Annotated in this window: 14 protein-coding genes; 11 read left to right on the forward strand and 3 right to left on the reverse strand. The window is 70.8% G+C overall.

Annotated elements, in window-relative coordinates:
* Positions 1–260: 260 nt before the first annotated feature.
* Entirely contained in the window at positions 261–2,084 is a 1,824-nt protein-coding gene (locus tag LY41_RS05075; RefSeq protein ID WP_253862617.1) for an NPCBM/NEW2 domain-containing protein, read from the reverse strand.
* A gap of 225 nt (positions 2,085–2,309) precedes the next feature.
* Positions 2,310–3,002: a mycofactocin system transcriptional regulator MftR gene (gene mftR / locus LY41_RS05080; protein WP_372493093.1), complete on the reverse strand. Its 693-nt coding sequence runs from the start codon at positions 3,000–3,002 to the stop codon at positions 2,310–2,312.
* A gap of 65 nt (positions 3,003–3,067) precedes the next feature.
* Between mftR and mftA the strand changes: the two genes are divergently transcribed.
* The 7 genes from mftA to mftE are packed head-to-tail and all read left to right on the forward strand — an operon-like array spanning position 3,068 to position 8,698.
* Positions 3,068–3,166, forward strand: coding sequence for a mycofactocin precursor MftA (gene mftA, locus LY41_RS05085; protein ID WP_253862619.1), 99 nt, complete (start codon positions 3,068–3,070; stop codon positions 3,164–3,166).
* Positions 3,156–3,446: a mycofactocin biosynthesis chaperone MftB gene (gene mftB / locus LY41_RS05090; protein ID WP_253862620.1), complete on the forward strand. Its 291-nt coding sequence runs from the start codon at positions 3,156–3,158 to the stop codon at positions 3,444–3,446. Before mftA ends, mftB begins: the two co-directional genes overlap by 11 nt.
* Positions 3,443–4,660 (forward strand): mycofactocin radical SAM maturase, encoded by a 1,218-nt coding sequence (gene mftC / locus LY41_RS05095; protein WP_253862621.1) that lies wholly within the window; start codon positions 3,443–3,445, stop codon positions 4,658–4,660. The genes mftB and mftC overlap by 4 nt, the downstream gene beginning before the upstream one ends.
* Positions 4,660–5,832 (forward strand): pre-mycofactocin synthase MftD, encoded by a 1,173-nt coding sequence (gene mftD, locus LY41_RS05100; RefSeq protein WP_253862622.1) that lies wholly within the window; start codon positions 4,660–4,662, stop codon positions 5,830–5,832. Before mftC ends, mftD begins: the two co-directional genes overlap by 1 nt.
* 6 nt (positions 5,833–5,838) lie before the next feature.
* Entirely contained in the window at positions 5,839–6,630 is a 792-nt protein-coding gene (locus tag LY41_RS05105) for a mycofactocin-coupled SDR family oxidoreductase (RefSeq protein ID WP_253862623.1), read from the forward strand.
* Positions 6,627–7,961: a mycofactocin biosynthesis glycosyltransferase MftF gene (mftF, locus tag LY41_RS05110; RefSeq protein ID WP_253862624.1), complete on the forward strand. Its 1,335-nt coding sequence runs from the start codon at positions 6,627–6,629 to the stop codon at positions 7,959–7,961. The genes LY41_RS05105 and mftF overlap by 4 nt, the downstream gene beginning before the upstream one ends.
* Positions 7,958–8,698, forward strand: coding sequence for a mycofactocin biosynthesis peptidyl-dipeptidase MftE (mftE, locus tag LY41_RS05115; protein WP_308292204.1), 741 nt, complete (start codon positions 7,958–7,960; stop codon positions 8,696–8,698). The genes mftF and mftE overlap by 4 nt, the downstream gene beginning before the upstream one ends.
* On the opposite strand, the gene LY41_RS05120 is transcribed toward mftE, so the two are convergent.
* Positions 8,686–8,931, reverse strand: coding sequence for a hypothetical protein (locus LY41_RS05120; protein WP_253862625.1), 246 nt, complete (start codon positions 8,929–8,931; stop codon positions 8,686–8,688). The two genes, mftE and LY41_RS05120, sit on opposite strands and share 13 nt — an antisense overlap.
* A 175-nt stretch (positions 8,932–9,106) precedes the next feature.
* On the opposite strand from LY41_RS05120, the gene LY41_RS05125 reads away from it, so the two are divergent.
* The 4 genes from LY41_RS05125 (at position 9,107) to LY41_RS05140 (ending at position 13,826) form a co-directional block, all read left to right on the forward strand.
* Entirely contained in the window at positions 9,107–9,958 is an 852-nt protein-coding gene (locus LY41_RS05125; RefSeq protein ID WP_253862626.1) for an SAM-dependent methyltransferase, read from the forward strand.
* 252 nt (positions 9,959–10,210) lie between these two features.
* Positions 10,211–11,623, forward strand: coding sequence for an FAD-binding oxidoreductase (locus LY41_RS05130; protein WP_253862627.1), 1,413 nt, complete (start codon positions 10,211–10,213; stop codon positions 11,621–11,623).
* A gap of 6 nt (positions 11,624–11,629) precedes the next feature.
* Positions 11,630–12,973, forward strand: a complete 1,344-nt coding sequence (locus LY41_RS05135) for a class I SAM-dependent methyltransferase (protein ID WP_253862628.1) — start codon at positions 11,630–11,632, stop codon at positions 12,971–12,973.
* A 22-nt stretch (positions 12,974–12,995) separates the two neighbouring features.
* Positions 12,996–13,826, forward strand: coding sequence for an alpha/beta fold hydrolase (locus tag LY41_RS05140; RefSeq protein ID WP_253862629.1), 831 nt, complete (start codon positions 12,996–12,998; stop codon positions 13,824–13,826).
* Positions 13,827–13,831 lie beyond the last annotated feature (5 nt).

Consider the following 13,831-nt stretch of genomic DNA (forward strand, 5'->3'; position numbering starts at 1 on the left):
TCGCCTGGCCGGAGTGCCAAACGTGCCCCCAACCGTCACCCCTGACCGCGAGGGACTCGTTCCCTCGATGGGCAGCAGCGGCGACTGCTACGACAAGGCGATGATGGAGTCCTTCTGGTCCCCGCGGCACCACCGCGGCGGCGGGCGTCGTTGCCACGGAATGAGCCGGCCCGGTCCCCGCCACCGCTGTCGCGGCAGGGGAACCGGGCCGGCTCACGTCCTGTCGGCCGGGCCCGCTCACCCGGTTCTGCCGGTGTGACTCAGCCTGCGCAGGTCAGACTCGCTTCACCCCAGTCGGCGTAGTCCCAGGAGGACGAACCGTCGGCGTCCTCGGCGATCAACCGCACGGTGTCGGCACCGACGATCGCCGCGTCCACCGTCACCGCTGCCTCGCCCTGCCGGACCACCCCGCTGCGGTAGACCTCCTCGCCGTCGGCCTCGACGACGAACTCGACATCCCCGAAATCGTCACCGGGGAGCGGACGCCGCTGCGACCCCTGCGGGATGTTGTCGTCCAGCCCGGCCTCCGCCGTCAACCGCGAACACCGGCCACCCGCGTAGACCGTGGCCGAAGCCGGGGCGAGCATGCCGAGGCCGTGCTCGTAGGTCTCACCATCGATCGCGATCGCTCCGCGGTCGGCCGGCGCCGGTCCGCCGTTGGTGCGGTCACGCTCGACCGGACCGTGGGTGTTGCTCTCGGCGAGAAACGGCAGGTCGGAGACGCGTGTCTCGCCGCTCGGGGCCGTGGCGACTTCCACGTCCAGGGACGCCGCGGCGACCTCCCGGCCCGCCCGGTCCCGTGCGACGACGCCGACGCCCGCGTCCCCGGACGTCTCCGGCGCCCGCAACGTCCAGGTCTGCCGCTCGCGCTGTCCCGGTTTGACGGGACCGACGGAGCGCGTCGTGCCCGTTTCCACCTCCCAGCCGTCCGGCAGTTCGAGTTCGACGGTCGCGCCGCCGAGCGCGCCGTTGCCGAGCCGGGCGAGAGTCGCCGTGACGTCCACCTGCCGTCCCGGCGCCACGGCCTCCACCGGGGTGTCCAGTATGAGCGTGGTCCGCCCGGCGCCCTGTTGCGCCTTCGGCACGGTCAGCTCGTTGATCACGCTGCCGTCGCGCGCATCGCGTGCACGGACGACGGCACCGTCGTGGCCGGTCGTGACCTGGATGTACTGCCGGTTCAGCACCGCGCCGGTGTCCACGGCCGTGAAGCCGTCCGGGTGGCCGCCGGGAACCTGGACCCGCTCGGCCCACCAGTCCTGGCCGATGTCCGCGTGGGTGTGGGAGGTGAACAGCACGGCCTGGGGATAGTCGCCGAGAACTTCGCGGATCTGCTCTTCCATCAGGTGGTAACGGCCCGCGTCACCGTCCGACCGGGTCACCGTGTCCGACAGCGGATAGTGCGTGAAGACGAAGAACGGTTCGCCACTGCGGCCACGGGCTTCCACCCGGTCCCGGAACCACTCCATCTGCTGCTCGCCGATGTGAACGTGATCGTCGAGGTTCGAGTCCTCCCACCACATCAGTTTGTCGGGTCCGATGCCGATCAGCGGGACACCGTTCACGACGCGCTCGCCGTAGACCTTGTCGGTTCCGGCGAAGTCGAAGTAGGTGCCGTAGAGGTCCTCGGGGGTGAAGCCGTTCGGCCAGCCGGACTGGCACAGGGTCTGCTGGTCGCACCAGGCGGGCGCGTAGGCCTCGTGATTGCCGAACGAGGTCAGCAGCGGCTGGTCCCGATCGTGTGCGTCCATGGTCTCGCGGACCTCGGCGTACTCCTCGGCATAGCCGCGATCGACGATGTCGCCGTTGATCACCGTGGCGGCCGATCCGGGCGCGGCCTGCTCGGCGTCGGTGAGCACGGCGTCCCAGTCGTCGATGTGTCCCTGGATGTCGCTGAAGACGTCGAACGTGGTCGTGCCGGGATCGCCGGGCCGCTGGTCGGCCGGGGCCGGACCACCGGATCGCTCCGGCCCTTCGGCCGCGGCGATGCCGGGCTGTGCCAGCAGGGCCGCGCCGGTGACCACGGCGAGCAGCGCACGCAGCCGGGGCCGGTGCGTTCGGGTTCGGGAAGTGGGTTGCTTGGCCATGCCGTCAGCCTGGCCGTGCCACCGAACCGGTGGCCGACATCGAAACGATCTTGTCCCCTCCTCCGGGTGAACGGAGAGAATCGTGACCGATTGACCGATATGTCGCTGTGACGAACGCGACCGCTCCGCGGACTCGGCAGCGACTGCGAGACGTGCGGGGCATGCGGGAGTGCGGAGCGTGCGAGGCCCGGCGGACGGTACGGCCGCGCCGGTCGGACGTCTCGGTCAGCTGCCTCGCGTCTCCTCTCCGAAGTCTGCGCCCGCCGCGGAATCAGCGCCCCGTCCGGAGGCCGCACCCTCGCCGGCCCCGCCGAATCCGCGAGCGAGGTCGGTGAAGGCGGTGTCCAGCACGGCGCACAGATCGCTGCCCGGACGGCCGAGCCAGTGTTCGTACGCGGCGAGTGCGGTGCCGAGCGCGGCGTGGGCGATCGCCTGCGGCCGCAGCCCGCCGGTCTCCTCGCCGAGCCGGTCGGCGGCGAATTCGGCGACGACGGCGCGCCAGTCGGCATAGCGCAGGGTCGAATGCGCCTGCAGCGCGGGCACGCGCAGGATCAGCTCGAGGCGTCTGCGATGCCGTTCGGTCTCGCCGGGTGCGACACGGTTGAACTCCACGACGACCGCGCGCAGCGATTCCATGAGCGGTTCGTTGTCCGGCCGCGCACAGAATCCTGCTCGCATCTGGTCGAGCTGCTCGGTGAACGCGCCCCACACGACGTCGTTCTTCGAGTCGAAGTACCGGAAGAACGTGCGCCTGCCGATGCCCGCGGCTGTGGCGATGTCGTCGACGGTGGTGGCGTCGAAGCCGTCGCGGTCGAACAGCCGGAACGCGACCTTCTCCAGTTCGACCTGACTGGTCGAAGGGCGCCGACCCGGCCGTCCGGGCGAACTTGCCGCGGTGCTCACTCGACCCCCTTCCATTTGACACCCGGTGTCATTACCGTCGGGTGTGCTGTACCACACAACGACGTGAAAGGTAGCCTGCCATGCCCGAGAACACGACTGTCACCACGGCCGAGGCCGACGTCGAGGAAGACCTGCTCGTCGAGGAGGTCTCCATCGACGGAATGTGCGGTGTCTACTGAGGCATTCGCCCCGGACCGGCCGTACCGGCTCTCCCCGAGTGTCGCTCTGCGGCCGGAACCGTTCGGGGCGCTCGTCTACGACTTCACCACGCGGAAACTCTCCTTCCTGAAGACCCGACTGCTCGTCGACGTCGTGCACGCGCTGGAAGCGGCGCCGGATGCACACGCGGCACTGCGGTCGGCCGAGGTACCCGACGGTGAACACGACCAGTACCTCGACGCCCTCGCGGGGCTCGCCTCCGCGGGCACGATCGAAGCCAGAGGTGACCAGGACTCATGAAACTCGTCGAGCATTTCCAGCACGGACTCGACGCACCGATCTGCCTGACGTGGGAACTGACCTACGCCTGCAATCTCTCGTGCGTGCACTGCCTGTCCTCCTCCGGCCGCCGCGATCCCCGTGAACTGTCCACAGAGGAATGCAAGGCGGTCATCGACGACCTGCAACGGCTGCAGGTGTTCTACATCAACATCGGCGGTGGCGAGCCGACCATCCGCTCGGATTTCTGGGAGATCGTCGAATACGCCGTCGCCCACCAGGTCGGCGTGAAGTTCTCCACCAACGGGGTACGGATCACGCCGGAACGCGCGCAGTGGCTGGCCGAATCCGACTACGTGGACGTGCAACTGTCACTCGACGGCGCCACCCCCGAGGTCAACGACCCGGTCCGCGGTGACGGCTCGTTCGAGACGACCATGACCGCGATGCGCAACCTGCGCGACGCCGGTTTCACGGGGTTCAAGATCAGCGTGGTCATGACCCGCCACAACATCGGCCAGCTCGACGAGTTCAAGCGCATCGCCGACGAGTTCGACGCCCAGCTGCGGATCACCCGGTTGCGTCCGTCCGGGCGCGGCGCGGACACCTGGGACGAGCTGCACCCGTTGCCGGAGCAGCAGCTCGAACTCTACGACTGGCTCGTCGCCCACGGCGACAACGTGCTCACCGGCGACTCGTTCTTCCACCTCAACGCGCTGGGCTCGACGCCGCTGCCGGGGCTGAACCTGTGCGGTGCGGGACGCGTGGTGTGCCTGATCGACCCGGTCGGCGACGTCTACGCCTGCCCGTTCGCCATCCACGAGGAGTTCCGTGGGGGCAACGTGCGCGACGAGGGCGGTTTCACGTCCGTGTGGCGGGAATCCGGCCTGTTCACCCGCCTGCGCGAACCGCAGACCGGCGGGGCGTGCAGTTCGTGTTCGGCGTTCGACACGTGCCGGGGCGGCTGCATGGCGGCGAAGTTCTTCACCGGACTTCCCCTGGAAGGCCCGGATCCCGAGTGCGTCAAGGGCAACGGCGAGCGGGCCCTCGAACTCGTCGGAGCGGGCGCGCCGAAACCGACGCCGGACAAGGACCACTCCCGCCCCGGCAAGAAGAAGCAGACGGGCGTGCCGGTCGCGATCGGCTGGGGCCCGCCCGAACCGGAGCGCCTGCCCGACCGTGCCTGTGACACCAGCCCGCTGGCGGGTATGCCTGCCCCGAAGGAGATGCGCTGATGGCGAGCACGAAGGACTGGTTCGAAACCGTCGCCGAGGCGCGTGAGCGCGCGCGCAAGCGGCTGCCGAAACCGGTGTTCCTGGCGCTGCACGCGGGTTCCGAGGCCGGCGGAACGCTGGCCGACAACACGGCGTCGTTCGCCGAACTCGGCCTACGGCCCCGGATCGCCGACCTGCCCGCCGAACGGGAGCAGGCGACGCGGGTCCTCGGCTCCGATCTCTCCCTGCCGGTGATCGTCTCGCCCACCGGCGTGCAGGCGGTGCACCCGGACGGCGAGGTGGCGGTCGCCAAGGGCGCGGCACAGTCGGGCACGGGGATCGGGCTGAGCTCGTTCGCCTCCAAGCCCATCGAAGAGGTCGCCGCGGTCAACGACAACACACACTTCCAGGTGTACTGGCAGGGCAGCCGCGACGACATGCTCGCGCGCATGGAACGTGCCAAGCGGGCAGGCGCGAAGGCGCTCATCGTCACGCTGGACTGGGTGTTCGCGACCGCCCGCGACTGGGGCTCGCCACCCATTCCCGAGAAGGTCGACCTGAAGACGGCCGTCAAGTTCGCGCCGCAGGTCCTGACGCGGCCCGGCTGGCTCGCCACGTACCTGCGCTCGGGCTCGCTGCCGGACCTGACGACCCCGAACATCGTCGGCAAGGGCGAGAAGGGCCCGCCGTTCTTCGGCGCCTACGGCGAGTGGATGGGCACACCTCCCCCGTCCTGGGACGACCTGGCGTGGCTGCGCAGCCAGTGGGACGGTCCGTTCGTAGTCAAGGGGATCTACCGCCCCGACGATGCGAAACGCGCCGTGGACATCGGAGCGAGCGCGATCTCGGTGTCCAACCACGGCGGCAACAACCTCGACTCGACACCCGCCACGATCCGCACGCTCCCCGGCGTGGCCGGCGCGGTCAGCGGGCAGATCGAGGTGCTGCTGGACGGCGGCATCCGGCGCGGCAGCGACGTCGTCAAGGCCCTTGCCCTGGGTGCCAACGCCGTGCTGATCGGCCGTGCCTACCTGTGGGGCCTGGCCGCGGGCGGCGAACGCGGCGTGCACAACGTGCTGGAGATTTTCCGCCAGGGCATCGACAGCACGCTGTACGGGCTCGGGAAGAGGTCGGTGCACGACCTGGATCCGAGCGACGTGGTCGTGCCGGACGGCTTCACACGGGGTATGTGACCCGGCGTGGCGGTCGCGCTGGTGACCGGGGCGGCGCGCGGGATCGGCGCCGCGGTGGTCCGCAGGCTCGCCTCGGCGGGCTGGCGGGTCGTCGCGGTCGACGTGGCCGCCGAACCCGGCGGTGACCCCGACGCGCTTCCCGACGTCGCCTACCCTCTCGGCACCCGGGAGCAACTGGCCACTGTGGCCGGTGAGTTCCCGGGTGCCGTCTTCGACGTCGTGGCGGACGTACGCGACGCCGACGCGCTGCGCTCGGCCGTCGCCGTCGCGGAGGCCGAGTTCGGCGGCCTCGACGCCGCAGTCGCGTGCGCCGCGGTGATGGCGGGCGGCACGCCCCTGTGGGAAACGAGCGATGCCGAATGGTCCGCGCTGTTCGACACGGGCGTCACCGGCGTGGCGAACCTGGCGAGAGCAGCCGTGCCCGCGCTGTTGCGATCGCCGCACGGACGGTTCGTCGCGCTCGCGTCCTCGGCCGCCCATCACGGACTGTGGCACCTGGCCGGGTACAACGCGGCCAAACACGCCGTCGTCGGGCTGATCAAGGGCCTGGCTGCGGACCTGAGTGGCACGGGCGTATGCGCCACCGCCGTCTCGCCCGGCTCGACCCGCACCGACCTCCTCGCCGCGACCGCACACCTCTACGATCTGGGGAGTATGGACGAGTTCGCGAGCCACCAGCTCCACCAGCGACTCCTCGACCCGGACGAGGTGGCCGCAGTCGTGGCGTTCCTGTGCTCACCGGAGTCCTCGGCGATCACGGGCACCGTCGTGCACGCGGACGGCGGGTTCCGGCCGTGAAGCCCGGCACGCAGTTCACGCTGGACGTCGCCGCGCGCCGCACGGGCGCCGTCGTGATCGGCGGTTCCCCGTTGCGCCTGGTGCGGCTCGGCTCCGCGGGCACGCGGATGCTGGACCGGTGGACCTCCGGCGAACCGCTCACCGAATCGCCCGGCCAGTTGCGGCTCGCGCGCAAGCTCGTCGACGCGGGCATTCTCCATCCGAAACCGCCGGCCGGGCCGTCACCGGCCGACGTCACCGTGGTCGTGCCGGTGAAGGACGACGCGACCCGGATGCGGCGGCTGCGCGAAGCCACGGCCGAATGCGGCGGGCACGTCGTCGTCGACGACGGCTCGGCCGAGCCCGTTCCCGGCGCCGACGTGCGCCACGAGGCACCTCGCGGTCCGGCCGCGGCCCGCAATTCGGGAAGCCGCAGCGCGGCCACGGAGTTCGTGGCCTTCCTCGACGCCGACACCGTGCCCGAACCGGGCTGGCTGGACGCGCTGCTGCCCCACTTCAGCGACCCGTCGGTGATCGCGGTCGCACCACGCGTGCGCAGCTCCGCAGGCGACGGCCTGCTCGCGCAGTACGAACTCGAACAGTCCAGTTTGGACCTCGGTGCCAAGCCGGCCCCGGTCCGCCCGATGAGCAAGGTCAGCTACGTGCCGACGGCGGCACTCGTGGTCCGCCGCGGCGCGCTGACGGCCGCGAACGGCTTCGACGAGCAGCTGCGCTACGGCGAGGACGTCGACCTCGTGTGGCGGCTCCTCGACGTCGGCGCGGTGCGGTACGAGCCCGCCTCAGTGGTGCGGCACGAACCGCGCCCGACGGTGCGCGCGTGGCTGCGGCAGCGGTTCGACTACGGCACGTCGGCGGCCCCGCTGTCGCAGCGGCATCCGGAACGGCTCGCCCCGGCACGGGTGTCCGCGGTCACGACGGCCGCCTGGGCGCTGGCGGCCGTGGGGCATCCCGTGCCCGCAGCCGCCGTGGCCGCGGGCGCGACGGCGCTGCTGGCCCGGCGACTGTCGACGTCCACGCGCGACGTGCCCCCCGCGGAGGTCGTCCGGCTCGCCGCCCGTGGCCAGCTCGGTGCCGGCAGGCTGCTGGCCGCCGCCTCCCGGCGGGTGTGGTGGCCGGTGCTGCTGCCGAGCAGGCACGGCCGCCGGGTACTGGCGGCCGCCTACCTGCCGTTCGCCGCGCAGACCGCCTCTCCGGGGCGGCTGGCACTGCGCATCGCCGACGACGTGGCCTACGGCGCCGGCGTGTGGACCGGGTGTGTCCGGCACCGGACGGCCACTCCGCTGCTCCCGCAGTTCACCGAGCGCCCGTTCGCCCAGGGCCGGGGCCGGTGACCGGCGCCGACGGCGGTCCCGCACCCGACGGCTCCCCCGTAGCCGACGGCGACCGCGAATCCGGCGCCGAGCTCGGCCGGGCCCGCTGGCCGGAGGTCGGCGAATCGGTACTGGCCGTGCCGCTCGGGGCGACCGAACAACACGGGCCGCACCTGCCGCTGGACACGGACACGGCGATCGCGGCCGACCTGGCCCGCAGGCTCGCCGCACGGGTGCCGGACGTCGTCGTCGCCCCCGCGGTGCCGTACGGCGCGAGCGGCGAACACGCGGGGTTCCCCGGCACGCTGTCGATCGGTACCCGCGCGCTGGAACACCTGCTCGTCGAACTGGGCCGCTCGGCCGACCGGTTCCGCGGGGTCGTGTTCGTCAACGGCCACGGCGGCAACACCGAGGCGCTGCAGGCTGCCGTACGGCTGCTGCACGGCGAAGGACGGCGGGTCCTCGCGTGGGCACCGTCGGGACCGGCCGACGACAGCCACGCGGGCCGCACCGAGACGTCGGCGATGCTGCGGCTGCGACCGGACGACGTGCACCTCGACGTCGCCGTGGCAGGCGTCACCGCGCCGCTCCCCGAACTGCTGGATGCGCTGCGCGGCGGCGGGGTCGGCGCGGTGAGTTCGAACGGCGTGCTGGGCGATCCCGCGAACGCCTCGGCCGAAGAGGGGCGGCAACTCCTCGAGACCTGGGCCGACGACCTGGCCTCCGCCGTGCGCGCCCGGCTGGGTCACGGCTCCTGATCCAGGGCCGTCGCCGGCGCGGCCGACTCGAGTTCGGACGCGCGGGTCAGCAGCCGCGTGGCGACGTGTTGCAGGTGCTCTCCCAGTGCACGCAGTCCGTCGGCCGGCAGTTGCCCGCCGTCCTGGTGTGTGCACAGTTCGACGACCGCCTCACCGAGCCGCGTGTTCACGGCGGACAGGTGTACGAGCAGTTCCCGGTCACGGCGGATCATTCCGGCCCCCAGTTCATCCATCCCCGATCTCCTGCACGGCTGCCGGATCGCCGCCGCGGATCTACGATAGCAGAGCGGACCGACGCGGTGCAGCGCGGCACGGACCTTTCGGGCACACCGGGGCGTTGCGCAGGATGCGATCATTCCCCCTCACGAGGGAAGCGACGGCTGGAGGCACCGTGAGCGTGGAGGCACCGTGAGCGCAGAATCCGACGACGCGCTGCGCGCGATCGAGGAGAGCCTGGACAAGCCGTCCGCCGCCCGGATCTACGACTACTTCATCGGCGGCGTCACCAACTACGCGATCGACCGCGCCTTCGCCGAGAAGGTACGGGAGCGCGTTCCGCAGCTCGGCGAGTACTGCAGGACGAGCAGGCAGTTTCTCGGCCGCACCGTCCGCTGGTGCGTGGCCGAGGCGGGCATCCGCCAGTTCGTCGACCTGGGTTCCGGCCTGCCGACCGTGGGCAACGTCCACGAGGTCGCCGACGAGACCCGGCCGCAGCACGACACTCGCGTCGTCTACACCGACAACGAGCCGATCGCGCTCACCCACTCGGAAATGCTGCTGGCCGACAGCGCCGACAGCTCACGGCACATCGCGATCGCCGCAGACGTGATGCAGCCCGACGAGCTGTGGTCGCGGGTCATGGCCACCGGCCTGATCGACCGCGGCGAACCCGTCGCGATGCTGGTCAACGCCGTGCTGCATTTCCTCAAGGACGAGACCTGCCCCGACCGGATACTCGAGTTCTACCGCAGGCAGCTGCCACCGGGGTCACTGCTCGTGCTCTCGCAGATGACCAACGAGAACCCGGCGAGCGAGTCCGAGCACAAGGCCCTCGACGACCTCGTCGACTTCTACGAGAACACGACGAACCCGGGTCAGCTGCGCACGACCGAGGAGTTCGCCCGGTTCTTCGGCGATTTCGAACTCGTCGACCCGGGCCTGGTCTACGCACCCGCATGGCGCCCCGACTCCGGCACGCTGTTCGCGCACACGCCGTCGGAATCGCGCGTCCTCGGAGGCGTCGCCCGCAAACCCGACTGACCACCCGCACCCCGAGCACGCGCCGCCGTGTTGCAGGTTCCGGAGCCCGTGTTGCGGATTCCGGAGCCCGTGTTGCGGATTCCGGGGGCCGTGTTGCGGATTCCGGAGGCCGTGTTGCGGATTCCGGGGGCCGACCGCCACCCGTCGCCGGCGCGGGGCCGTGGCCAGGACGCGTGTTGCGGTGGCCGCCCCGTTCCTCCGAGCGCATGACGCGCACTGGCAGGCCACGATGTTCGGGGCCATGATCGGGGTATGCATTCCAGCAGTGCCGCCGATCCGACCGGGTCCGGACACGCAGGGAACGCCGGGCACGCCACCCACAGTGGATACGCCCGGCGTGTGGCGGCGCTGCGCGAAGACCTGGCGGCACTGCCCTCGGACGCGCCGGTGCGGCTGGCCAAACGCACGTCGAACCTGTTCCGTCCCCGTGCTCAGGCGGCCACGGGACTCGACGTGTCGGCCTTCGACCACGTGCTGTCGGTCGACCCCGAGTCCCGCACCGCCGACGTCGAAGGCATGGTCACCTACGAACGCCTCGTCGACGCCACGCTGCCGCACGGGCTGATGCCGCTCGTCGTGCCGCAGCTCAAGACGATCACGCTCGGCGGCGCGGTCACCGGACTCGGCATCGAGTCCTCGTCCTTCCGCGAGGGCATGCCGCACGAATCGGTGCTCGACATGGACATCCTCACCGGCAACGGGGACGTCGTGACGGCCACACCGGACGGCGAGCACCGGGAGCTGTTCTTCGGCTTCCCCAACTCCTACGGCACCTTGGGCTACGCACTCAGGCTGCGCATCGAACTCACGCCCGTACGCCCGTACGTGCGACTGGAACATCTGCGGTTCTCCGACCCGAGCCGCTATTTCGACCGCCTCACCCGCGCGTGCCGTGACAACGAGGCGGACTTCGTCGACGGCACGGTGTTCGGCCCTGCCGAGCTGTACCTGACACTCGCCTCGTTCACCGGCAAGCCCGCCGAGGTCAGCGACTACACCTGGCTGGACGTCTACTACCGGTCCATCAGGGAGAAGACCGTCGACCACCTGCCCGTCCGCGACTACCTGTGGCGCTGGGACACCGACTGGTTCTGGTGTTCACGCGCGCTCGGAGCACAGCATCGGCTCGTCCGGCTGCTGGCAGGCCCGACGTTGCTGCGATCCGATGTGTACTGGAAGGTCGTCGGGTTCGAACGGCGCCACGGCCTGCTGGCCCGCGTCGACCGGTTCCTCGGCAGGCCGCCACGAGAAGCGGTGATGCAGGACATCGAGGTGCCGGTCGGCCACGCGGAGAAGTTCCTCGCCTTTCTGCACCGGGAGATCCCGATCAGTCCCGTCTGGATCTGCCCGCTCGCAGGCCGGGATTCCCGCCGCTGGCCGCTCTACGAGCTCGACCCCCGCGAGCTGTACGTCAACTTCGGGTTCTGGGGCACGGTCCCGCTCGCACCCGGCGAGTCCCGTGGCTCGCACAACCGGCGCGTCGAGAACGTGGTTACCGAGCTCGGAGGACGGAAATCCCTGTACTCGGAGAGTTTCTACGACCGGGACACCTTCTGGCGGTTGTACGGAGGGGACGAAGGAACGATGTACCACGCCCTGAAGCACCGCTACGACCCGGACGGGCGACTGCTGGACCTGTACGCCAAGTGCGTTCAAGCGAGGTGATGAGTCATGGGAGCGAGCCGCCCCTTCTCGACAGCACTCGGCTCCCGGCCGGCGTCCCCGCCGCCGGCACCGACGTCGACGGCCGTGAGGCCTGCGGCACTCCACCTGATCCTGCGCCGCACACTCGGCGACGATCCGCCGGTCGGCATCACCGCCTTCGACGGCACCGTCCTCGGTGACCCCGATGCCTCACTGCGCCTGCACGTCCGCACCCCGGCCGCCCTGAGCTACGTGCTGACCGCGCCGAACGAACTGGGCCTGGCCCGGGCCTACATCACGGGGCAGCTCGACGTCATCGGTGACCTCTACGCGGTGCTGCGAGCACTGACGACGGCGGACGAGCTGACCAGAGCCGACCGGATGCTGCTGGCGGCACGGCTCGCGCGCGAGTTCACCGACCAGTTGCGGCCGGCACCGATCCCCTCGGAGGAGGCGCCGTCGCGCATCCGCAGGGCGGCCCGCGGACTGCGGCACTCGAAGACGCGCGACAGCGAGGCGATCTCCCGGCACTACGACGTGTCCAACCGCTTCTACGAGCTCGTGCTCGGCCCGTCGATGGCCTACACGTGCGCCTGCTACCCCGACGACGCGGCGAGCCTGGAGGACGCTCAGTTCCACAAGTTCGACCTGGTGTGCCGCAAGCTCGCGCTCGAACCCGGAATGCGGCTGCTGGACGTCGGCTGCGGCTGGGGCGGCATGGTCGCGCACGCGGCCGAGCACTACGGCGTGCGCGCGATCGGCGTGACGTTGTCGCGGCAGCAGGCCGAATGGGCACAGCGCGATCTCGCCGAACGCGGTCTGGCCGACCGTGCGGAGGTCCACCACCTGGACTACCGCGACGTGACCGGATCCGGTTTCGACGCGGTGTCGTCGATCGGGCTGACCGAGCACATCGGCGCGCGCAACGTCCCGTCGTACTTCCGGTTCCTGCACGGGAAACTCCGGCCGGGCGGCAGACTGCTGAACCACTGCATCGTGCGGCCGCACACGTACGACTCGCACCGCACGGGCCCGTTCATCGACCGCTACGTCTTCCCCGACGGCGAGCTCGAAGGAGTCGGGGCGATCGTGTCGGCCATGCAGGACAACGGGTTCGAGGTGCGGCACGCGGAGAACCTGCGGGAGCACTACGCCCGCACGCTGGCCGCATGGTGTGCCAATCTCGACACGCACTGGGACGCCGCCGTCGCGGAATCGGGCGTGCAGCGCGCCCGCGTGTGGGCGCTGTACATGGCGGCCTCGCGGCTCTCGTTCGAACGTCATCAGCTCGAGCTGCAGCAGGTGCTGGGCGTGAAGGTCGGCGAGCACGGCGACGCGTCGATGCCGCTGCGCCCGGACTGGGGCGTCTGACCCGGTCCGCTACCGTGACCACGTGATCGAACATCTCGTCATTCCCACGTCCGCAGGCGATTTCGACGCGATCGCGGCAGGGCCGCACGACGGTCGTCCGGTGTTGTTGCTGCACGGCTTCCCCGAGGCCGCCGTGGAGTGGGAACACCAGGTCGCACGCCTGGGCGGCGAGGGATACCGCGCGGTGGCACCGGATCAGCGCGGCTATTCCCCCGGCGTCCGGCCCACCGACGTCGCCGACTACGAGATGGACCACCTGGTCGACGACGTCGTCGCCATGGCGGGCGCGCTCGCATGGTCACGGTTCGATCTGGTGGGGCACGACTGGGGCGGTGCCGTCGCGTGGTGGACCGCCGACCGGCATCCCGACCGGCTGCGCACGCTCACCGCGGTGTCCACACCGCATCCTCGCGCCCTGGGCGAGGCGCTCCGCACCGACGAGGACCAGGCGATGCGCTCGCAGTACATGCGTGACTGGCGCAGCTCCGACACCGAGAAACGCATGCTGGCCGACGACGGTGAGCCGCTGCGCCGCATGTTCGAGTGGAAGGTTCCGCGCGGCCGGGCGGACGACTACCTGACGCGGCTGGCCGAGCCGGGCGCCCTGACCGCGGCGCTGAACTGGTACCGGGCGGGCAGTCCGAAGGCGGCGATCGAGGCGGTGACCGTGCCGACGCTGTACGTCTGGAGCACCGAGGACGTCGCGTTCGGTTCGACGGCCGCCCTGGCGACCGAACAGTGGGTGAGCGCGCCGTACGAGTTCCGGATGCTCGAAGACGTCACCCACTGGGTGCCCGAGGAGGCCCCGGAACAGATGACCGCCCTGCTGCTGGACCACCTCCACCGGCACTGAGGAGC

It is taken from the genome of Prauserella halophila, assembly GCF_024171895.1.
Taxonomy (GTDB): domain Bacteria; phylum Actinomycetota; class Actinomycetes; order Mycobacteriales; family Pseudonocardiaceae; genus Prauserella; species Prauserella halophila.